The following is a 21,602-nucleotide window of genomic DNA, read 5'->3' as shown; positions in this document are numbered from 1 at the left end:
TTATTTTCTGTTTGTATTAATTTTAAGAGAGTAATTTCCCACAAAAGTAGATTAAAAAAACATCTAAAACAAATTACTTGCAGCTGAGTGAGAAGAATTTATAAATGAGGTGCTTAGAAATAAATTTTTTGAAGTAGTTTTTTCTTGCAAACTGTCTGCCGGTAAAAAGGGGAGGAGTATTTAAAATTTTTTGTTGGCTACCCAGAGTGTTTGGATTTGTTTTGCTTAACGTTTAGCTTGCTTGTGATTTTGGCAGACGGATATAAAAGTAAATCCCAAACACACAACTTTTTTGGTTTATGCATTTGGGATTAATCGATTGTATGTAAAAGTTTTAAGCTATTTTTTTCCGTTTACTTTGCTGATGTATTGTTCCAAAGCCATTGTCATTGACGGAGTTTCAGGCGACGGAGCTTTTATGTCGATAACAAGTCCAGCTTCCTCTGCCGCTTTTAATGTGGAGTCGCCATATACAGCAATTCGCGTCTTTTTTTGGCTGAAATCAGGGAAGTTCTTGAATAAAGATTCAATTCCCGCCGGGCTGAAAAAAGCCAAAATATCATATTTAAAATCTTTTATTCCCGACAAATCGCAATGAACAGTTTTGTAGAAAACAGCTCTTTCCCATTTGATTTTTAGGTCATTCAGTGATTTTGTAATTTCAGGTTTTTGTGTTTCTGAACCTGGAAATAGGAAATTTTCGTCTTTGTATTTTTTTAGTATAGGCAACAAGTCCGAAAATTCTTTTTTACCTACGTATATTTTTCTTTTTCTGTAAGTTATGTATTTTTGCAGATAGAATGCAATCGTTTCGGATTGGCAAAAATATTTCATCGTATCAGGAACTTTAAAACGCATTTCCTCCGCAATTCTGAAATAATGATCTACTGATTTTCTGCTGGTTAAAATGATAGCAGAGAATTTTGTCAAATCGATTTTCTGCATACGAATGTCTTTGGCAGTCATTCCTTCAACCTTGATAAAAGGAATAAAATCTATTTTGACTTTTTGGTTTTCAATAATTTGAGCGTAAGGTGAACCTTCCATTTTAGGTTCCGGTTGTGAAACTAAAATTGTTTTTACTTTCATAAAATTGTTCTATTGTTCGTCTAAGCTTAATTATATCCTATAAAAGATATGAATAAAGCAAATTAATTTCTATAAAAAATCACTTTTATAGATTAAAAATACGTAAGGTGCTATTTCAAAGGTGCAAAGATACAAAATAAAATAAACAATGTAGGGTTTTATTGATTTTTGATTCATTTTAATTATGTTAATCCAGCTTAAAATGTTGATAATTAGTAGTGTTGTCAGAAGTGTGTAAAAGTAAATTTTATGTAATGAAGTTGAGTACATCAGAAAAAATAACAATGTGATTATCAAAACTGAAGCATAACTGGAATAGGCAATTCGGCTAAAAATATAAATTTTGCTAAATCCTTTTAATTCAAATAAATAGCTTATCCATTTTTGAAACAATAACTTAGCTGACAAAAAACACAAAATGGCAAAAGCTATATCCAAAAAAAGGAATCCCATACTTGGGGAAAGATTTATGTTGAAAAATTGCCCCCAAATGTAGAAAAACAAACTCAGTGAAAACCATTGCAAAAAAAATGAAATCACTGTGAAAAGCTGTACTTTCCGTTCTTTCTTTTCGTAAATGATGATATATTTATTATTAAAAGGAAGTTTCAAATATTCTGAAAAATGATGCGGATAAGCGGCTTTCAGAAGAGCAATTATCACGAAAATGAAAAGAAAAAGTGGGAATACCCAAGATAAGAATGCTTCTTGCAGTAGTTTGGATTCCAATGTGTTATCTAATTTATAGGTTCGATGTTTTCCAATGAGTCAATAACCGGAATTTCATCATCGGAAGGGATTTTCTCTGTTTGATGCGATTTTTCTGAAAATTTGTCGCGTTCTTTTTGCAGTCGTGCATCTACACGTTTTATGATGCTATCATATTTTTTAGGGAAAGAAGCGTAGTAAATCATATTTTCTACAAAAGAAAGACTGTCTATTCCGTGTTTTTTGTAAATAACTTCATCAATGTTGAAGTTAATGGTGTCCATTAGTTGATAATCTACACTTTTTATGGCATCAAATACGGCTAAATCGTACATTAATCCCTCCATTTCCTTTTCAGAAAGCAATTTTTCTGGCTTGGAGATTATATTTTCTCCGCACGATGTTAATAAAAGTGCAAGTATGATGTAAAAATACTTTAATTTCATAAAGGTTAGCGATTGAAAGTAATCCGTATTCCTTGCGGAATTGGATTGACTTTTCCGTTTTCATAAACTAAATTTCCGCCGACAAAGGTAGCAATTATTTTTGAATGAAATGTATTCCCTTCAAAAGGTGACCAACCGCATTTGTACAAAATGTTTTCTTTACTTACTTGCCAAGGATTGTTCAAGTCAACCAAAACCAAATCGGCGTAATAGCCTTCTCGAATGAATCCGCGGTCTTTTACTTCAAACAAAATGGCAGGATTGTGGCACATTTTTTCTACAATTTTTTCGATGGAAATTTTCCCATTTCGTACATTTTCAAGCATTGCCACGAGAGAGTGCTGTACTAAAGGACCTCCTGAAGGAATTTTTGAATAAATGTCATTATGTTTTTCTTCAAGTGTGTGCGGGGCGTGGTCGGTAGCAATCACGTCCAATCTGTCATCTAACAAGGCTTTCCATAATGAAGAGCGGTCGTTTGCAGTTTTTACGGCAGGATTCCATTTGATGAGGCTTCCTTTTTGCGTGTAATCTTCATCGGAAAACCACAAATGATGTACGCACACTTCGGCGGTTATTTTTTTGTCTTTCAGAGGGATATCACTTCTGAAGAGTTCTGTTTCCTGAGCTGTGGAAAGATGAAAAACGTGTAACCTCGCACCTGTCTTTTCTGCTAAACGAATGGCTTTTGATGAGGATAGAAAACAAGCTTCGTGGCTTCGGATGAGTGGATGTTTTTCCATCGGAATGCGTTCGCCATAACGCTGAGTGTACAATTCCGTATTTTTGCGAATGGTTTGCTCGTCTTCACAATGAGCGGCGATGACCAAATCAATATTTGAAAAAATATTTTCGATAATTTTTTCATCATCTACCAACATATTTCCTGTTGAAGAACCCAAGAAAAGTTTTATCCCCACGCAAGCATTGCGGTCTAATCGTTTGAGTTGCTCTAAATTATCATTCGTTCCGCCAAGGAAAAATGAATAATTCGCAAACGATGTTTTGGAAGCTATTGCAAATTTCTCTTCCAATAGTTCAATGGTTGTAGTTTGCGGAACGGTGTTAGGTTGTTCAAAGAACGTTGTAACGCCACCAGCCACAGCCGCAGCACTTTCTGTAGCGATGTTAGCTTTATGCGTGAGTCCGGGTTCGCGGAAATGCACTTGGTCGTCAATTACGCCGGGAAGTAAATATTTTCCGTTGGCATCAATAATTTTGTAATTATTTTCGGCAGAAATTTCAGAAGCGATTTTCTCTATGCGATTTCCGTTAATTAATAAATCGCTTTTAAAAATCTGATTTTCATTAACTATATGTGCGTTTTTGATAAGTGTTTTCATAAACCTGAGAAGTGAATAAGTTACGCCAAAGATAATAAATTATTCCTTTGAACGCAAGTTTTTAAAAAAGACTAAAAAACAGAATTGTTAAATAAATACAAATTTGAAAATGTTGAATTTATAAATCATTTTATGTAAATAATTGAAAATGAATATCTTGTTTGGAATAAAGTTGTCGTTTATGTTTATTTGCTGATAATGAAATTCTTAAAATTTTGTGATATTATTATTTGATATGTTTTATTTGTTATATTTGTGCCAGATAATTTAAATATAAATAGATGAAAATGAAACTTTACACATTTATTATCGCGTTGTTTTTAGTGCAAATATCTTTTGCTCAGGAAGATACAACAATCCCTAAGGATACACTAACCACAGTGTTGCCTGCTACTAAAACTGAAGCTGAGCTAAAAGCTGAAAAAGAAAGATTAAAAGCCGAGCAAAAAGCTCAAAAAGAAAAAGAAAAGGCTTTGAAAGCTGAGGAAAAAGCAAGAAAAGCAGACGAAAAGGCTAAAAAACAAGCCGAAAAAGCCGAACAAAAAGCTAAAAAAGCAGAGGAAAAAGCAAGAAAGGCTGAGGAGAAAGCCAGAAAAACTGCTGAAAAAAACAAAAAAAACTTGGCTAAGGCTAAGCAAGAAGTTTTAAAAATAGAAACTCAAATCAAAAAGAAAGAGAATGAATTGGCTCGTGAGCAAAATAAATACAATGTGAAGCTGGCTAAGGGAAATCTTTCTCCAAACGATGAGGCTAAGTTTAAAGGTAAAATTCTTAAAAAGGAACAGGATATCAATAACTTACATCTTAAGTTGATAAAAGCTCAAGGAAGAGTTAATAAATATTCTGAATAATAATTGTTAGAAAAACAAAAAGGTCGCTTAAAATAGGCGACCTTTTATTTTACCATTGAATTGGGGATTTTCCTACGGAATTTAAAAAATCATTAGTTTTACTAAAGTGTTTATTTCCAAACCAATATCCTCGATTGGCACTCAAAGGTGATGGATGCCCGGAGGTTAAAATACAATGTTTGGAAGCATCAATCAAAGCAGATTTTTTCTTGGCATATCCGCCCCAAAGCAAAAATACAACCTGATTGCTTTCTTCTGAAACAGCACGAATAACCGAATCGGTAAACGTTTCCCAACCCTGATTTTGATGGCTTCCTGCTTGATTTGCACGAACTGTCAGTGTAGCATTCAAAAGTAAAACACCTTGTGAAGCCCATCGTTCTAAATTTCCGCTTATCGGATAAGGAATGCCCAAATCTTGTTCAATTTCCTTGAAAATATTAATGAGTGAAGGCGGATGTTCAATGCCGTCTTGTACGGAAAAACAAAGTCCATTTGCTTGGTTTACACCGTGATATGGGTCTTGCCCTATTATTACCACTTTTACATTTTCAAAAGGACAGTGTTCAAAGGCTGAAAATATTTGACTTCCCTTTGGGTAGCAAACCCCTTGAGCATATTCATTTTTTACGAAGGTGACTAATTTTTGAAAATAATCTTTTTCAAATTCCGTTGATAAATGAGCTTTCCAAGAGGGATGAATGTTTACTTCCATTTTTTTAATATTTTTGCAAATTAAAGTTCAAAAGTAAAAATTAATTTTTGAAATATAAAATTTTCAAATTTACATTATCATAAATGATTCATTCAAAAACACTTGAAGATTTAGAATTTGGCACGGTATTGCACCAAGTTTCTGAAATATGCCAAACCGAATTGGGGAAAAAATATGCTTTGCGAATCAAGCCTTTTGAGGATAAAGAAACGCTACTTTTCGCTTTGCAGCAAACCAATGAATATTTGTCTTCTTTTCAGAATAATAACGTAATTCCGGCTCACAGTTGCGAAAAAGTAACGGCAGAGATAAAACTCCTTCAAATTGAGAATACTACGCTCGAAATTGCAGGTATCCGAAGGCTTTACACTTTGTCGCAAACGGTAAATACACACATTCTTTTCTTCCGTAAGTTTAAAGAATTATACCCAGTATTGCATCAAACTTTGGAAAGCATTGTGTACACCACTGAAATTGTAGAGGCTATTGAAAAAATCATTGATAAGTTTGGAGAAATCAAAAATGAGGCATCACCTACTTTGGCTAATATTCGTAAGGAAATCAGTCAGTTAAAAGGAAAAATCAATGAGAGTTTTAACAGAGCGTTGGCAGAATACAATGCTTCGGATTACTTGGATGATATTCGCGAAACAGTGGTAGAAAATCGCCGTGTGCTTGCTGTTAAAGCTATGCATCGCCGAAAGGTACACGGAACGGTGTTAGGAAGCTCAAAAACAGGAAGTATCGTGTATATCGAGCCTAAACAAACCGAGATGTACTCTCGCGAACTTACCAATTTGCTTTATGACGAAAAGGAAGAAATTCAGCGAATTTTAAAGCAACTTACCGCATTTTTGAGCGAATTTGTGTCGCTTTTCAGAGATTATCAAAGTTATATTACAGCAATCGATATTATTTACGGAAAAGCAAAATATGCGTTGAATATGAATGCGTTACTTCCTGAAATTACCGATGAGCGAGTTTTGGATTTGAAAGAAGCCTACCATCCGTTGCTTTATTTGAATAATCAAAAAAAAGGAAATCCTACTTATCCGCAAAATATTCAGCTTTCCGACCAATCCCGGATTATTGTCATTTCAGGACCTAATGCAGGCGGAAAAAGTATTACGTTGAAAACCATAGGGTTATTACAGTTGATGCTACAAAGTGCGATGCTTGTTCCTGTACACCATCGTTCGAAAATGTGTTTGTTCAGCAGAATATTAACCGATATTGGAGATAATCAATCCATTGAAAATCATTTGAGTACATATAGTTATCGGTTGAAAAATATGAACTATTTTTTGAAAAAATGCAATGCTGAAACTTTGTTTTTGATTGATGAATTCGGAACAGGAAGTGACCCCGAATTGGGCGGAGCCTTAGCAGAAGTGTTTCTCGAAGAATTTTACCATCGGAAAGCATTTGGCGTAATTACAACGCATTATGCGAACTTAAAAATACTTGCCAATGAACTTCCACACGCTACCAATGCGAATATGTTATTCAATGACAAAACGTTAGAGCCGATTTATAAACTTATTGTGGGTGAGGCGGGTAGCTCATTTACTTTTGAGGTGGCACAAAAAAATGGAATTCCGTTTGGATTGATAAATCGGGCGAAGAAAAAAATTGAAAAAGGAAAAGTACGTTTTGATGCTACCATCGCTAAGCTGCAAAAAGAACGCAGCAAAATGGAAAAAACTACTGAAAATCTGAAAGATGAGGAAATAAAAGCACGAGAAGAAGCCAAACGTTTGGAAGAATTGAATGAAAAAGTAAAATCCAAATTGGTGAATTATCAAGAATTATACGACCAAAATCAGCGAATGATTTATTTGGGTAATAAAATTGATGAAGTTGCCGAACGGTATTTTTATGATGGTAAAAAACGTGCATTAGTTTCTGATATTCTGCGGATTATAGAAGGTGAAAACGCAAAACGAAAACAAATTTCAAAGTTAGAAAAACATAAACAAAAGGAACAGAAAAAGAAAATCGAAGAGGAAGTCCAAAAGGAAATGGAAGCTATTCGCATACAGAAAAAAGCCGAGAAAAAGGAAAAAATAAAACAAGAAAAGGTTGCTAAAGAAAAAATGCAACGAGCTTTGAAAGTTGGTGACCGTGTGCGAATTAAAGATAGCAGAAGCGTGGGAAGCATCGACAAAATTGAAAAAGATAAAGCGTTGGTAAATTATGGTATGTTTACTACTTCTGTTGCTCTTTCCGAATTGGAGTTGGTGGAGAAAAAAAGTTAAAAAAGTATTTTTATCCAATTTATTTAATTTGTTGATTATTAGCTATTTAAATAATTTTGTAATCTGATTTTAGTTAATGAAAGGTTAAAGTTGTTGCATATATTCTTCTATCGCAGTACTTTAGCACTCGTTAGTTTATAAATGGGACGGGAGTTCCAGAACTAAGTTTTTTTCATGCTATATTAGATTTTAATTAAATTATTAGAGAATAGGCTGTCGGGGAGATAGCCTTTCTTTTTTTGTAAACCTCAAAAATACACACCTTATGTGTGTAAAAATTATATGCTTTTTGTGTAAATTACACATATTTCTTCAGTGTGTAAAAGGTATTTTTAAAAATTTGTTTCTTCTTTTTATTCTGATATTCAGTATTTTGTGAAATTATTTTGAAGTTAATGCCGATTTGGTATGCTTTTTTCAATATAGATAATGCAAGCAAAAATTCAAGTATTATGACAACACAAAACATAACATCATCAGGATTAAGTAAACTATCAAATATGAATCCAATAGTGATTTATGATGGTATAATGGAAATGATTTTTCAGGAAGAAAGTAAAACTTCTGAAAAAGTTGTCAAACAAAGAAATATGTTTGCAATAATAGGTAATACTTACGAAAAGTTTAAAAAACTTTTAAGAATAAGCAAGTAAATAAGCATAAGATTGGTATAAATAAGATTAGTACAAAAAACAAAAAATTAGAAAAAAATTACTCATTACAGTCAATTGATTGTTAAAACAAAAAATTAGAAAAAACTAAATTACAATTAAAATCTTTACTAAGCAGAAAAAAACAATTACTTAAATTAAAAATTAAAACTTATGAAAAAAACTTTGTTTTTAAGCGTATTGGCGTTAGGGAGTATGACGGCCTTCGCACAGAAGAGTGATGTAAACACAGAAAGAGCAGCTGTAGTGTCTGTTCAAGAAGAGGAGTTTACAGAAATTGAAAAGGATAAACTGCCAGTAGCTGTAGTTGAAGCTTTCGAGAAAACTTACGATGGAGCAACTATCAAAAAAGCGTATGTAAATGCAAAAGAAGAGTACAAAATTGAGGCTGCAGATAGCAATTCAGAAGATTTTGTTACTTATTTCGACAAAGATGGAAATTTGTTGAAAAAAGATAATTAGGAGTTAGTAGTAGTATTTATATGCATTGTGAGAAAAGGACTTTCTACTTGAAGAAAGTCCTTTTTTTGAGTTGAGAAAAACGCTCCGGGAGGAGCGTTTTTTAATTTTATGAAAAAAGAATTTTATTAAAAGTATTACTTGGTTGCATCACCGCGTATGTTTTTTCTTCATCAGGGAAGTAATAACCATTTATGGTAATGTTTTTTCCTTGAACTTGGGCAAGTTCTGAAACGATACGCTCTTCATTGTCTTTCAGTTGCTTAGCTACTAGTGCGAATTCTTTAGCCAAATCGGTATCTTTCGTTTGTGAAGCTAAGGCTTCTGCCCAATAAAGTGCTAAGTAAAAATGACTTCCGCGATTGTCCAACTGACCCAATTTTCGTTGTGGAGACTTGTCATTTTCCAAAACTTTTTCAGTTGCTTCACCCAACGTATTTGCTAAAATCAGAGCTTTCGGGTTGTTAAATGTGTTTGCCAAATGTTCCAACGAAACTTCTAATGCCAGAAATTCCCCCAGCGAATCCCAACGCAAATAATTTTCTCCCAAAAATTGTTCTACGTGTTTTGGAGCGGAACCTCCAGCACCTGTTTCAAATAATCCGCCTCCGTTCATAAGTGGCACGATAGAAAGCATTTTGGCACTTGTTCCGAGTTCCAAAATAGGGAATAAATCCGTTAGATAATCACGCAAAACATTTCCTGTAACCGAAATAGTGTCTTCTCCTTTTACCAAACGTTTTAGAGTGAAAAGCGTTGCTTCCTCTGGTGAAAGTATCTTGATTTCCAATCCGTTTGTATCGTGATTAGCCAAATATTTTGTTACTTTTTTGATAAGTTCGGCATCGTGAGCACGTTTTTCATCTAACCAAAAAATAGCGGGCGTTTTTGTGGCTTTGGCTCTTGAAACAGCCAATTTAACCCAATCTTGAACAGGAGCATCTTTTACTTGACACATACGCCAAATATCGCCAACTTCCACATTTTGTGATAGATATACAGTTCCGTCCTCGCCAATAACATTTACAACACCATTTTGAGGAATCTCAAAAGTTTTGTCGTGCGAGCCATACTCTTCCGCTTTTTGAGCCATCAAACCAACATTCGGAACTGTTCCCATTGTGGTAGGGTCAAAAGCTCCGTTTTCTTTACAGAATTTGATAACTTCCTTATAAACACCGGCATAGCTGCTATCCGGAATTACAGCCAAAGTATCTTGCGTTTCTCCTTTTGCATTCCACATTTTTCCTGAGTTACGAATCATTGCAGGCATTGAGGCATCGATTATTACATCACTAGGAACGTGTAAGTTAGTGATTCCTTTGTCAGAATTTACCATTGCCAGAGCAGGGGCATTTTCCAAAGCTGTTTCAATATCTTTTTCTATTTTTTCTTTTTCGGAAGCTTCCAAATTTGCGATTTTTGCAATGACATCTCCGAATCCGTTGTTGGCATCAATTCCTATTTTTTTGAATGTATCGGCGTGTTTTTCAAAAACATCAGCAAAGAAAGTGCGTACAGCGTGCCCAAAAATGATAGGGTCGGAAACCTTCATCATTGTGGCTTTCATATGAAGAGAAAACAAAACTCCCTTATCCTTAGCTAATTGCACTTGTTGTTTTAGAAATTCAAGTAAGGCTTTTTTACTCATTACTGCCGCATCGATGATTTCACCTTCTTGCAGAACCGTTTTTTCTTTCAGAATAATTTTTTCGCCCGAAGTTGTTGTTAGTTCAATTTTAACATTATCAGGTTTTTCCATCGTAACGGATTTTTCACTATGATAGAAATCACCTTCCGACATTGTGGCGACTTGCGTTTGCGAATCTTTTGACCAAGCTCCCATACTGTGAGGATGTTTTTTAGCGTAATTTTTTACAGCTTTCGGAGCTCTTCGGTCTGAATTTCCTTCACGAAGTACAGGATTTACGGCACTTCCTTTGACCTTGTCGTAACGAGCCTTGATGAGTTTTTCGGCTTCCGTTTTAGGTTCTTCGGGGTAATCAGGGAGGTCGTAACCTTTTGATTGTAATTCTTTTATGGCTGCTACTAATTGAGGAACAGAAGCACTAATATTAGGAAGTTTGATGATATTGGCTTCGGGTTGAGTTGCCAATTTTCCCAACTCGGTTAAGGCATCTTCCACCTGTTGTTCTTTTTTCAGAAAATCAGGAAAATTTGCCAAAATACGACCGGCTAATGAAATGTCTTTCAATTGAAAATCAATTCCAGATGATTTTGTAAATCGCTGAATGATAGGCAACAAAGAGTGCGTTGCCAAAAAAGGAGCTTCATCCGTTTTCGTATAAATAATAGTTGCTTTTTTGGACATATTTATGTTATTTTTTATTTCGTAAGAAACAAAAGTATGGAAAATAATTTGAATAAAGTAATCTTTCGAAACAAAAATCGAAAATAAACTTCGTTTAAATCACTCGCGACACGGTTAATCCGTCGCGGATAGGCAGAAGCACAGTTTCCACACGTGAATCTTCTTTCAATTTTTGATTGTAAGCCAACAAGGCTTTGGTTTGTTTGTCGTTTGGTTTGACTTCTTCTACTACTTTTCCGCTCCAAAGCACATTGTCCGAAAGAATTATTCCTCCCGAATTCATTTTATTGATAACCAAATCAAAATAATTAGCATAATTTTGTTTGTCAGCATCGATGAAAACCAAATCAAAGGTCGTTTCCAATTTAGGGATAATGTCGATTGCCTGTCCTAAATGCTGAATAATTTGATTTCCTTTTCCACTTCGGTCGAAAAATTCTCTTTGTAAGTCTTGTAATTCTTCTTTTATGTCAATTGTATGCAAAATCCCGTCTTTTCGCAAGCCTTCTGCCAAGCAAAGTGTGGCGTATCCGGTATATGTTCCGATTTCCAGAATAGTTTTCGGCTGAACAATTTTTGATAGTAAACTTAGTACACGCCCTTGAAAATGACCACTTAACATTCTTGGTTGCAGAACGTTTAAATGTGTACGGCGTGATAGTTCTTGCAGTAATTCAGGTTCGTTTTCAGAATGTTGTGTTGCGTAATTTTCTATTTTTTCAGGCAAAAAATGCATCTTTTGTAATTTTTTTTGAAATAAAATTATTTTTCTGGCAAAGATATGAAACATTTTTTAGCTGTTGATTCTCTGAAAAAAGAATTTATTTGTTCTTTCTTTAAATCTTCGTTATTTTTGCAGAGATATTTTAAAAATAAAAGAAATGCAAAACGGAATTTATGCAAAATTTAAGACAACCAAAGGAGAAATTTTGGTTAAGCTAACGCACGATAAAACTCCCGGAACGGTAGGAAATTTTGTTGCATTGGCGGAAGGAAAGCAAAAAAATAGTAGCAAACCTCTTGGAGAGCCTTATTACAATGGATTGAAATTTCATCGAGTAATTTCTGATTTTATGATTCAAGGAGGTTGCCCGTTAGGAACAGGAACGGGAAATCCTGGTTATCAGTTTGATGATGAGTTTGTTTCAGATTTGAAGCACAATAAACCAGGTATTTTATCTATGGCTAATGCAGGTCCTGGTACTAACGGAAGTCAATTCTTTATCACGCACGTTCCAACACCTTGGTTAGATGGGAAACATACCGTTTTCGGGGAAGTAGTTGAAGGGCAAAACGTAGTAGATAGCATCGCTCAAGGAGATAAAATTGAAGAAATTAGCATCTTCAGAGTAGGTGAGGAGGCTGAAAAATGGGACGCAGTACAAGCTTTTGAAAATTTTAATGCCGAAAAAGAAAAACGCGTAGCCGAGTCTCGCAAAAAAGCAGAGCAAGCATTAGCTTCTGAAACTGAGGGATTTGAAAAAACAGAAAGTGGGTTATTTTATAAGATAACCAGCAAAGGAAATGGAAAACAAGCTCAGGCAGGTGATGAGGTCGCAGTTCACTATACGGGAATGCTACTTGATAAAACGGTTTTTGATTCTTCTTATCGCCGAAACCAACCACTAAACTTTACTGTAGGCGTAGGGCAAGTAATTGAAGGTTGGGATGAAGGGATTTTGTTGCTTCGTGAAGGAGATAAAGCTCGTTTTGTAATTCCAGCCGATTTAGCTTACGGAAGCCGAGGTGCCGGAGGAATAATTCCGCCTAATGCTCCTCTTATTTTTGATGTTGAATTAGTTAAAGTCATTGACTAACAAATTCATATTCAATAAAAATAATCGTAAAATAAAAAAGCTGACCTCCAAAAGAAGTCAGCTTTTCTATTTGAGAAAACATTATTATTATTTTTCTAAACCGAATACTACTCTGAAAACGTGTTTTACTTTTTTAGAGAAGTAAGAGAAATATGATTCAGCTTTGTTTGTTGTTCCATCAAGGAAAACTACATCTGGGTCATATTTTCCGTTGCTATCTTCATTGTATTTCAAGTCAGCAACTTTTTTACCAGAGCTTAATACATCTACTTTTACAAAATTGTTCATATCCTCAACAGAGTAAACATCTTTGTTTAAAGCTTTAAGTCCCGCGATATCAGCATTTACTTTAATCTCCAAATTTTCAAAATTTACTTTAAATTCTAAATCTTTAAAGTTGTCAAAAGCCAACGCTTTAAAATCCACTTTATCTGTTGAAATAGTAGAGTTATTGGTCAAATTGATAACACCATTAACAGTTGTTGTACATCCGTCAGGTGCACTTGTATTTGAAGTGAAGTTATATACAGAACCATTCTTTTTCAAACTAATAGTTGTTGTGAAAGGGTTTCCGTAAATGACAACCTCTGCATTTTCAATGAGTGTTGGAATTAAACCATAAGAAATCCCTTGAATATCAACTTCAATGATTTTCTTGTTATCAACTGTTATTGTAGCTTTACCTTTTGTTGGTAAACTGTTTGTGCCAATGTTTAGGCTTGTATAATTTTCAAGAACCAATGTAGCATTATTGGAAGCTGTGGTGTTGAATGCAGGAAAATGAAGGGTAACATTGTTACTGTTGGTAGTTTTACCCCATTTTTTTGCAGAGCTATCCCAAGTGTATGTACCTAAGAGTTTCTCATAAACGAAGCCTTCTTTTTGTCCTACATACTGTTCTTTAAATTTACCATCCAAAAACTCATACCAAGTTTTGTTATTCGTTGTTGCTGAAGTTAAAAAGAAGTTGTCATAGAGAAAATCAGAAAAACCGCTGTATTTCAGTTTTTTAAGACAATCGTAAAAATTCGCTATTGTAGTTTCAATAGATTGTTGTTCGGCACTGCGTGCAGTTATTTTTGAAGCATCTTGCTCTTGCACATTCTCGCTTTCGTTTTTTGAACAACCCACAAACAAGACTGCCCCTAATAAAGCAATCATCAGTTTTTTTGTTAAATTTTTCTGTTTCATTATAGTGCGTGTATGATAGTTATTGCGGGCAAATTTATTACTTTTTTTTGGGAATAAAAACATATTATCCCTAAAAGAGAAAATTTTAAGAGTTTTAATTTGTTAATATAATGAAAATTAATTACTTATGTGTTTGATTATTTTTCGCCAATTCGGTAATTTTCGTCTTCTCCTTTTAAAATTTGCAGATAACTTTTGTAACGTGACCAAGCGATTTCATCTTTTTCTAAGGCTTCTTTCACAGCACAATCGGGTTCATCAATGTGTAGACAATTATTAAATTTACATTCTGATTTTAAAGCGAAAAATTCCGGAAAAAAGTCTCCTAATTCTTCGTCTTCAATTTCCACAATTCCAAAGCCTTTTATACCCGGAGTGTCAATTATTCTTGCTCCGAAGTCGAGGTCGAACATTTCTGCAAAGGTTGTAGTGTGCTGTCCTTGTTGATGTTGCTCTGAAATTTCTTTGGTTTTTAGGTTTAAATTGGGTGCTATGGCATTTATCAAAGTTGTTTTTCCAACACCGGAATGTCCGGATATGACACAAGTTTTATTTTTCATCAAATCAATTACTTTGTCAATATTTTTACCACTGATGGCTGAAATCCCTAAGCATTCATAGCCAATTTTGCGATATATCGAAGCCAAATACTTGATTTCAATCAATTCTTCCTCATTGTAGGAATCTATTTTATTGAACAGAAGTACCACGGGAATGTGATATGCTTCCGCAGTAACCAAAAAGCGGTCGATAAAAGTGGTGAAAGTCGGCGGATTATTCAATGTAATAACTAAAAATGCAACATCAATGTTTGAAGCAATGATATGCGTTTGTTTTGAAAGATTTACAGATTTGCGAATGATGTAATTTTTTCGTTCGTGAATTTCTTGGATTACGCCATTTCCTGATTCCTCAAGCTCGAAACTCACAAAGTCGCCAACAGCCACAGGATTAGTGTTTTTAATCCCTTTAATGCGGAATTTTCCTTTTATTCGGCATTGATAGAACGTTCCGTCAGATGATTTTACGGTGTACCAACTTCCGGTGGATTTATATACAACTCCGTTCATATAAATTAGCTTATTGATTGAAGTTGAAGTAGTTCCTCAATGTACTGACGATTGTTTGATAATCTTGGAACTTTATTTTGTCCCCCAAGTTTGTCTTTGTTTTTTAACCAATCGTGAAACAGATTTTCCCGAGCGATGTGAATTTTTGGCATATTTAAGGTCATATTGTTATAGCGTTTCGCCTCATAGTCTGAGTTTAATTTTTTCAGCTCTTCGTCCAAAATTTCCGTAAATTTTTCAATATCACTTGGTTTTTTGCTAAATTCAATAATCCATTCGTGTCCGCCTTTCAGCTTGTCCTGCATAAAAATAGGGGCAACTGTGTAATCAATTACTTCGCTATTGGTTGATTTGCAGGCTTTTTCTAATCCTTTTTCTGTATTTTCGATGATGAGTTCTTCGCCAAAAACGTTGATAAAATGTTTTGTTCGCCCTGTGATTTTAATTCGATATGGAGAAACAGAAGTAAAGCGAATAGTATCACCAATTATGTAACGCCAAAGTCCTGCATTTGTGGTAATTACCATTGCATAATTCTTTCCGAGTTCAACCTCTGACAACGGAATGACTTTCTGCTGATTTGTGCCAAAAGTTTCCATCGGAATAAATTCGTAGAAAATCCCGTAATCAAGCATTAAAAGCAACTCGTCCGAATTGTTTCGGTCTTGAATTCCAAAGAAACCTTCTGAGGCATTGTATATTTCGTAATATCTGAAGTTGTCCGAAGGAATGATTTTTTTATACTGTTCTTTATAAGGAATAAAACTTACTCCTCCGTGAAAATAAACTTCTAAATTTTTCCATATTTCCAGTAAATTTTCCTTTTTTGTTTCTTCCAAAATACGATTTAATAAAACCAACATCCAAGAAGGAACGCCTGCCATACTTGTAACGTTTTCGCTTCGAGCTTCTCTCACAATGGCGTTGAGTTTGCTCTCCCATTCGCTCATTAATGAAACTTTGTTACTTGGGGTGCAACTGAACTCTGCCCAGAAAGGTAAATTTTCAATCAAAATTGCTGATAAATCACCGAAAAATGTTCCGTTTTCCTCATAAAGTTCTTTACTTCCTCCAAGTCGTAAGCTCTTTCCTTTGAATAAGTTAGAATTTTCGTTGTTGTTTAGGTACAAGCAAAGCATATCTTTACCTGATTTGTAATGGCAATTCTGTAAAGCCTCTTCACTAACGGGAATAAATTTGCTTTTTGCATTGGTAGTTCCGCTACTTTTTGCAAACCATTTGATAGGAGTATTCCAGAAGATGTTACGCTCACCTCTTCTTGCTCTCTCAATGAAAGGCTCGAATTCTTCGTAAGTTACCAAAGGCGTGTTTCTTGTAAATTGGTCATAATTTTCGATTTCTGAAAAACCGTATTTTTTTCCAATTTCAGTGTCTTTTGCAGAATTTAATAATTCTGACAGAACGCGCTCTTGAGTTTGATGCGGATTGTTTACAAATAGCTCAATTTGGTCAATACGCCGTTTTAAAAACCACGAAGTTATAGAATTGAATAGTGTTAATGGCATTTTTTTATTACTTTTGAAAAAAATCTGTCATTTGTACCACAGAGGTCAGATTTTATTAAAATCGGGTAAAGTTAAAAAAAAATTAAATATGTTTCAAGGTGTATTACAAAAAATGCTTACTGAGATGGCGAATCCGGTTCGTTACTATTTGCAACTTCAGAATGATTTTTTGGTTGTTAATGAGTTGATTAATAGGAAAATCAAACTGCATTTTTCTCATTTTCAGTGTTTGAATTGCGGTAGTGAGGAACCTATCTTTCGTCAAGGATTTTGTAAAAAATGTTTTTTTGAAGTTCCTCAAGCAGCTGATTGGATTATGCATCCGGAGTTGAGCAAAGCACATTTGGATATTGAAGAACGTGATTTGAATTATGAAAAACAAATGCAATTGCAGCCTCATTATGTTTATTTGGCAAATTCAAGCAATGTGAAAGTTGGTGTTACTCGAAAATCGCAAACTCCTACACGATGGATAGACCAAGGTGCTCACGAGGCTTTGATTGTTGCAGAGTTACCAAATCGGTACTTGGCTGGCATTACGGAAGTAGCTCTAAAACAACATATTTCGGATAAAACCAATTGGAGAAAAATGCTTACTAATTCTATTGAAAATGTTGATTTAAAGGAAATTAAGTCAGGATTATTTCCTTTTATTCCGGAAGAAGCCAAGCCGTATGTTTTGGGAAATATGGATGAAATACACATACATTTTCCCGTGAAAAAATATCCAACACAAGTAAAAACACTAAATTTATTGAAAACACCTACATACGAGGGAATTTTAACAGGAATTAAAGGTCAATATCTTATTTTTGAGGATGATACAGTTTTTAATGTTCGCTCAAATGAAGGTTTGGTTGTGGGATTAACTATTACTGATTAAAAAATGAAAAAAGTAATTAATGTAGGGCTGGCTTCTTTTGGAATGAGCGGAAAATTATTTCACGCTCCTTTCATATTTAATAATCAACATTTTAAATTAACTGCTATCGTAGAGCGACATAAGAGTGACTCAAGGGAAAAATATTCTGAATCTAAGTTGTATCGTTCTTATGATGAGTTACTTAATGATTATGAAGTTGATTTGATTGTAGTTAATACGCCTGTACAAACACATTTTGATTATGCAAAAAAAGCGTTAAGCCTCGGTAAAAATGTTTTGGTAGAAAAGCCATTCACAGTGAACGCTTCGCAAGCGGAAGAACTTTATCAATTGTCGAAGATAAATAATTGTTTTTTAAGTGTTTATCAGAATAGAAGATGTGATGGAGATTTTCTGAAAGTCAAAGAAATTGTGGCGAGCGGAGTGCTGGGAGATTTGAAAGAAGTTGAGATACGTTTTGACCGTTTTCGCACGGAAATTAGCGGAAAAATGCATAAAGAAACATCGGAAGGATCAGGAACTTTGCACGATTTAGGAGCTCACTTAATCGACCAAGCCTTACAGTTGTTTGGGTTGCCAAAGATGATTTTCGCTGATTTGGGCTTCTTTCGGGAGAAAACGCAAACTAACGATTATTTTGAGCTGATTTTGTTCTATGAAAATGAACTTCGTGTGCGATTGAAGTCTTCAACGATGGCAAAGGAAAAACAATGGGAGTATATTCTGCACGGAGATAAAGGAAGTTTTTTACAGCAAAGATTTGATGCTCAGGAAAATGAACTTGCCGAAGGAGTTGAACCGACACAAGAAAAATGGCTTCCTAAAATAGTTAATCCTAACGGAATTTTGCATACAGCTGAATTTCGAGAAGAAACAACGGCTCAAAATGGAAATTATATGAATTTTTACAACGATTTGTACGAATCAATTATCTGCGGAAAACCAAATCCTGTGCCAGTTGAACAAGTGATAGATGTGATGAGAATTATTGATAAATCTTTGGAGAGTTTTAAAATTGGAAGTAAAGTTTATTTCTGATTTTCAGTGAATTAAAATAATTGAATTTTTCTATTCTGAAAAAACTTCATAAAAATAATTGAATTTTGAAAAAAAACCTATATATTAGCGACGTTTAAAACATTTCTAATAAACTATAACACTATGTCGGAAACAGTAAAACTAACATTTGAAGGAAAAGAATACGAGTTCCCTATCGTTGTGGGGACTGAAAATGAGAGAGGAATAGATATTGATAAACTCCGTGCTTTGACGGGGTTAATCACTTTGGATTCAGGTTATAAGAATACGGGGTCTTGCAAAAGTGCCATTACTTACTTGGACGGAGAAAAAGGAATTTTAAGATACAGAGGTTATAATATTGAGGAGTTAGCTGAAAAAGCGGATTTCCTGGAAGTAGCTTACTTATTGGTTTTCGGTGAGTTACCTACTAAATCGGAATATGATAAATTCATCAAAACCATTCATAAATACACTTTGGTTCACGAAGAGATGAAAGGTATTTTGGACGGATTCCCGAAAACGGCTCACCCAATGGGGATTTTATCTTCGCTTACCAGTGCTTTGACGGCATTCAACCCCAAATCGGTGGATGTTTCTTGCGAAAAAGACGTGTACGAGGCTGTGTGTAAGGTGATTGCAAAAATTCCGGTGCTGTCTTCTTGGGTGTATCGTAAGCGTGAAGGACTTCCGCTAAACTATTATAACAACGAATTAGGTTACATTGAGAACATTTTGCAAATGACTTTCTCAATTCCTACTGAGAAATACGTAATGAACCCGAAAGTGGTGAGTGCACTCAACAAACTACTTATTTTGCACGGCGACCACGAGCAAAACTGTTCTACATCAACGGTTCGTTTGGTGGGTTCGTCGCACGCGGGACTTTTTGCAACCATTGCATCGGGGGTTTCGGCACTTTGGGGGCCGCTTCACGGAGGTGCAAATCAAGCAGTTGTGGAAATGTTAGAGGACATCAAAGCCGATGGAGGTGATGTTGAAAAATACATCAAAAAAGCGAAAGATAAAGATGACCCGTTCCGACTTATGGGCTTCGGGCATCGTGTGTACAAGAATTTCGACCCGCGTGCTAAAATCATCAAGCAAGCTGCCGACGAAGTCTTACATTCATTAGGCATTGATGACCCAATATTTGACATCGCTAAGCATTTAGAGAAGGTAGCTTTGGAAGATGACTACTTCAAATCAAGAAATTTATACCCGAATGTCGATTTTTACTCAGGAATTATTTATCGTGCGTTGGGAATGCACGTAGAAATGTTCACCGTTTTGTTTGCTATCGGGCGTTTACCGGGTTGGATTGCACAATGGAAAGAAATGCGCCAAGGAAACGAACCAATCGGAAGACCAAGACAGATTTATGTTGGGCAAACTGAACGAAAATTTGTCGATATCAATAAAAGATAATAACAATTTCTTATTAAAAAGCCTCGTTTCGTTCGGGGCTTTTTTGTTTTTACGGCAAAAAATAAATCTATCAGAATAAAAATATAATCAATAAGCTAAAAATAAATTCCTATCTCGCAAAATAAATAAAGCAAATCAGTAAAAAAATATAGTAAAACAAAAAATAAGTAAAGAGCTAAACAAAATAATATAGGAACTAAATAAAATAAGTAAGTAAAACGATAAAATAATATAGTTCCAAAGAAAATAAATAACGGAAATTAAAAAATAATATACGAAAACGTAAAATAAGTACGGTAATAAAGAAAATAGGGGTATGAAGTGTTTTTCTATGGTAGGGATAGCTCAAAAATATATCAGAATTATAGTATTTTTAATATGTTTTACTCCTTTTGTGGTGTATAGTCAGATTTATAAATATGATTATGTGTCGTATCAGTCGGTAAATAAAAGAAAAGCTGCCAAACTTAACGGAAAATGGGGATACATTAACAAAAGAATGAAAGTAGTTATTCCGTTTGAGTTTGATGAAGTGAAAACTTTTAAAAGAAGATTGGCTTGGGTGCGAAAGAATGATAAATGGGGATTGGTAACCAGAAGAGGAAAAATGAAAACTGCTCTTATTTATGACAGTGTTGAAGATTTTACCGAAGGATTAGCTTTGGTTAAGCGTGATAATAAGTATGGTTATATCAATAGAAAAGGAAAAGAGGTGATTGCACCTCAATATACTTCGGCAAAACCCTTTGAAAATGGGAGAGCTAAAGTATCTATAGGGAGTAATATGGGATTTATCGACAAAACAGGAAAAGAAATTATACCGATTATTTATAATAGGGTGGGTGATTTTTCTGAAGATATGGTTTGGGTCGGAAATCAGAAGGTAGGTGTTATGGATAATTTAGGGAATATGATAGTTCCTTTAAAATATAATGTAATTAGTAACTTTTCTGAAGGATTTGCACGGGTAACTTCAAAAGGTAAAACAGGTTTTATTGATAAAAAGGGACGTGAAGTTATTCCTTTGAAATTCAATTTTGCATATTCGTTTAATAATGGAATGGCTGTGATAAGAAATGGAGATGAAGAGGGAGCAATTGACATTTCCGGAAAGGTGGTTGTACCAACAATTTATGAATATGTAGATACTTTTAGTGAAGATTTAGCATACGTTAAAATAAATAATAAATACGGATATGTAAATAAGCAAGGCAAGTTAGTAATCCCGATGATTTATGATGGAGCTTATCCTTTTAGTGATGGAACTGCAAAAGTTACGAAAGGAGGCATAACATATCTGATTGATAGTACAGGAAAAGAATTAAGTATTATCAAAGAAGAAAATACAAAAAAGCTAAATAAGAGACTTACAGCGGTAAAAAAAGATGGAAAGTGGGGAATTTTTAAGCGAAAAAGAATGATAGTTCCTTATAAATATGATGATATAAAAAATCTAACATCTGATGGATTGATAGCAGTTGTTCAAAATGGTAAAAAAGGATTTATAAATAAGAAAGGGAAAGAAGCCATTCCGTTAGTGTATGATAATATATCGGGAAACTTTCTTGGAGGTATAGCAAAGGTAGGTATAAATGGCAAACAAGGCTATATAAATACAAAAGGAGAAGAAATTATCCCCATACAATACGATTGGGTAAATGATTTTTTTAATGATAAAAAAGGAACATTAACTGTAGAACGCGATGGAAAGCGATTTGAGATTAATATGCGAAATGAATGTGTAGCAGACTGTCCTTAACATACCTAATTATCATAAATAAATTAAGAATATTACAAT

At 34.4% G+C, this 21,602-nt stretch carries 19 protein-coding genes; 9 read left to right on the top strand and 10 right to left on the bottom strand.

The window, feature by feature from the left end; translation table 11 throughout:
• Positions 1-339 precede the first annotated feature (339 nt).
• From CGC58_RS03920 to CGC58_RS03905, 4 genes are all read right to left on the bottom strand, one after another.
• The gene (locus CGC58_RS03920) at positions 340-1,089 is read right to left on the bottom strand and encodes a uroporphyrinogen-III synthase (RefSeq protein WP_095895206.1); all 750 of its coding nucleotides are present in this window, start codon (positions 1,087-1,089) and stop codon (positions 340-342) included.
• Positions 1,090-1,158: 69 nt separating this feature from the next.
• Positions 1,159-1,818 (bottom strand): DUF4271 domain-containing protein, encoded by a 660-nt coding sequence (locus CGC58_RS03915; RefSeq protein WP_095895205.1) that lies wholly within the window; start codon positions 1,816-1,818, stop codon positions 1,159-1,161.
• 8 nt (positions 1,819-1,826) lie between these two features.
• Positions 1,827-2,243, bottom strand: coding sequence for a DUF4296 domain-containing protein (locus CGC58_RS03910; protein ID WP_095895204.1), 417 nt, complete (start codon positions 2,241-2,243; stop codon positions 1,827-1,829).
• A 5-nt stretch (positions 2,244-2,248) separates the two neighbouring features.
• Positions 2,249-3,586: a dihydroorotase gene (locus CGC58_RS03905; RefSeq protein ID WP_095895203.1), complete on the bottom strand. Its 1,338-nt coding sequence runs from the start codon at positions 3,584-3,586 to the stop codon at positions 2,249-2,251.
• Between the two features lie 281 nt (positions 3,587-3,867).
• Between CGC58_RS03905 and CGC58_RS03900 the strand changes: the two genes are divergently transcribed.
• Positions 3,868-4,437: a hypothetical protein gene (locus tag CGC58_RS03900; protein ID WP_095895202.1), complete on the top strand. Its 570-nt coding sequence runs from the start codon at positions 3,868-3,870 to the stop codon at positions 4,435-4,437.
• A 49-nt stretch (positions 4,438-4,486) separates the two neighbouring features.
• On the opposite strand, the gene CGC58_RS03895 is transcribed toward CGC58_RS03900, so the two are convergent.
• A complete protein-coding gene (locus CGC58_RS03895) occupies positions 4,487-5,152 on the bottom strand; it encodes a uracil-DNA glycosylase (protein WP_095895201.1) in 666 nt (221 codons plus the stop codon).
• 83 nt (positions 5,153-5,235) lie between these two features.
• On the opposite strand from CGC58_RS03895, the gene CGC58_RS03890 reads away from it, so the two are divergent.
• From CGC58_RS03890 to CGC58_RS03880, 3 genes are all read left to right on the top strand, one after another.
• On the top strand, positions 5,236-7,410 hold the full coding sequence (locus CGC58_RS03890; RefSeq protein WP_449384845.1) for an endonuclease MutS2: 2,175 nt from the start codon (positions 5,236-5,238) through the stop codon (positions 7,408-7,410).
• Between the two features lie 452 nt (positions 7,411-7,862).
• Positions 7,863-8,063 (top strand): hypothetical protein, encoded by a 201-nt coding sequence (locus tag CGC58_RS03885; RefSeq protein ID WP_157909187.1) that lies wholly within the window; start codon positions 7,863-7,865, stop codon positions 8,061-8,063.
• 171 nt (positions 8,064-8,234) lie between these two features.
• The gene (locus tag CGC58_RS03880; protein WP_157909186.1) at positions 8,235-8,543 is read left to right on the top strand and encodes a hypothetical protein; all 309 of its coding nucleotides are present in this window, start codon (positions 8,235-8,237) and stop codon (positions 8,541-8,543) included.
• 106 nt (positions 8,544-8,649) lie between these two features.
• Here CGC58_RS03880 and CGC58_RS03875 read toward each other — a convergent pair whose 3' ends face one another.
• Positions 8,650-10,872 (bottom strand): NADP-dependent isocitrate dehydrogenase, encoded by a 2,223-nt coding sequence (locus CGC58_RS03875; RefSeq protein ID WP_095895198.1) that lies wholly within the window; start codon positions 10,870-10,872, stop codon positions 8,650-8,652.
• A 94-nt stretch (positions 10,873-10,966) separates the two neighbouring features.
• Positions 10,967-11,608: an O-methyltransferase gene (locus tag CGC58_RS03870; protein ID WP_095897102.1), complete on the bottom strand. Its 642-nt coding sequence runs from the start codon at positions 11,606-11,608 to the stop codon at positions 10,967-10,969.
• 145 nt (positions 11,609-11,753) lie between these two features.
• Between CGC58_RS03870 and CGC58_RS03865 the strand changes: the two genes are divergently transcribed.
• Complete coding sequence (locus CGC58_RS03865; RefSeq protein ID WP_095895197.1) at positions 11,754-12,689, top strand: peptidylprolyl isomerase; 936 nt, start codon at positions 11,754-11,756, stop codon at positions 12,687-12,689.
• Positions 12,690-12,776: 87 nt separating this feature from the next.
• On the opposite strand, the gene CGC58_RS03860 is transcribed toward CGC58_RS03865, so the two are convergent.
• The 3 genes from CGC58_RS03860 to CGC58_RS03850 all read right to left on the bottom strand — a co-directional run bounded on the left by CGC58_RS03860 (position 12,777) and on the right by CGC58_RS03850 (position 16,476).
• Positions 12,777-13,850, bottom strand: a complete 1,074-nt coding sequence (locus CGC58_RS03860) for a hypothetical protein (RefSeq protein ID WP_157909185.1) — start codon at positions 13,848-13,850, stop codon at positions 12,777-12,779.
• A 167-nt stretch (positions 13,851-14,017) separates the two neighbouring features.
• Complete coding sequence (gene rsgA / locus CGC58_RS03855) at positions 14,018-14,950, bottom strand: ribosome small subunit-dependent GTPase A (protein WP_095895195.1); 933 nt, start codon at positions 14,948-14,950, stop codon at positions 14,018-14,020.
• A gap of 5 nt (positions 14,951-14,955) precedes the next feature.
• Positions 14,956-16,476 (bottom strand): GH3 auxin-responsive promoter family protein, encoded by a 1,521-nt coding sequence (locus tag CGC58_RS03850; RefSeq protein ID WP_095895194.1) that lies wholly within the window; start codon positions 16,474-16,476, stop codon positions 14,956-14,958.
• A gap of 88 nt (positions 16,477-16,564) precedes the next feature.
• Between CGC58_RS03850 and CGC58_RS03845 the strand changes: the two genes are divergently transcribed.
• The 4 genes from CGC58_RS03845 to CGC58_RS03830 all read left to right on the top strand — a co-directional run bounded on the left by CGC58_RS03845 (position 16,565) and on the right by CGC58_RS03830 (position 21,563).
• Positions 16,565-17,359: a DUF2797 domain-containing protein gene (locus CGC58_RS03845; RefSeq protein ID WP_095897101.1), complete on the top strand. Its 795-nt coding sequence runs from the start codon at positions 16,565-16,567 to the stop codon at positions 17,357-17,359.
• Between the two features lie 3 nt (positions 17,360-17,362).
• The gene (locus CGC58_RS03840) at positions 17,363-18,397 is read left to right on the top strand and encodes a Gfo/Idh/MocA family protein (protein WP_095895193.1); all 1,035 of its coding nucleotides are present in this window, start codon (positions 17,363-17,365) and stop codon (positions 18,395-18,397) included.
• A 123-nt stretch (positions 18,398-18,520) separates the two neighbouring features.
• Entirely contained in the window at positions 18,521-19,804 is a 1,284-nt protein-coding gene (locus CGC58_RS03835; protein WP_095895192.1) for a citrate synthase, read from the top strand.
• A 316-nt stretch (positions 19,805-20,120) separates the two neighbouring features.
• On the top strand, positions 20,121-21,563 hold the full coding sequence (locus tag CGC58_RS03830; protein ID WP_232748861.1) for a WG repeat-containing protein: 1,443 nt from the start codon (positions 20,121-20,123) through the stop codon (positions 21,561-21,563).
• Positions 21,564-21,602 lie beyond the last annotated feature (39 nt).

The sequence above is a fragment of the Capnocytophaga stomatis genome (genome assembly GCF_002302635.1).
Classification (GTDB): Bacteria; Bacteroidota; Bacteroidia; order Flavobacteriales; family Flavobacteriaceae; genus Capnocytophaga; species Capnocytophaga stomatis.
This window is presented reverse-complemented; position numbering and strand designations above follow the sequence as displayed.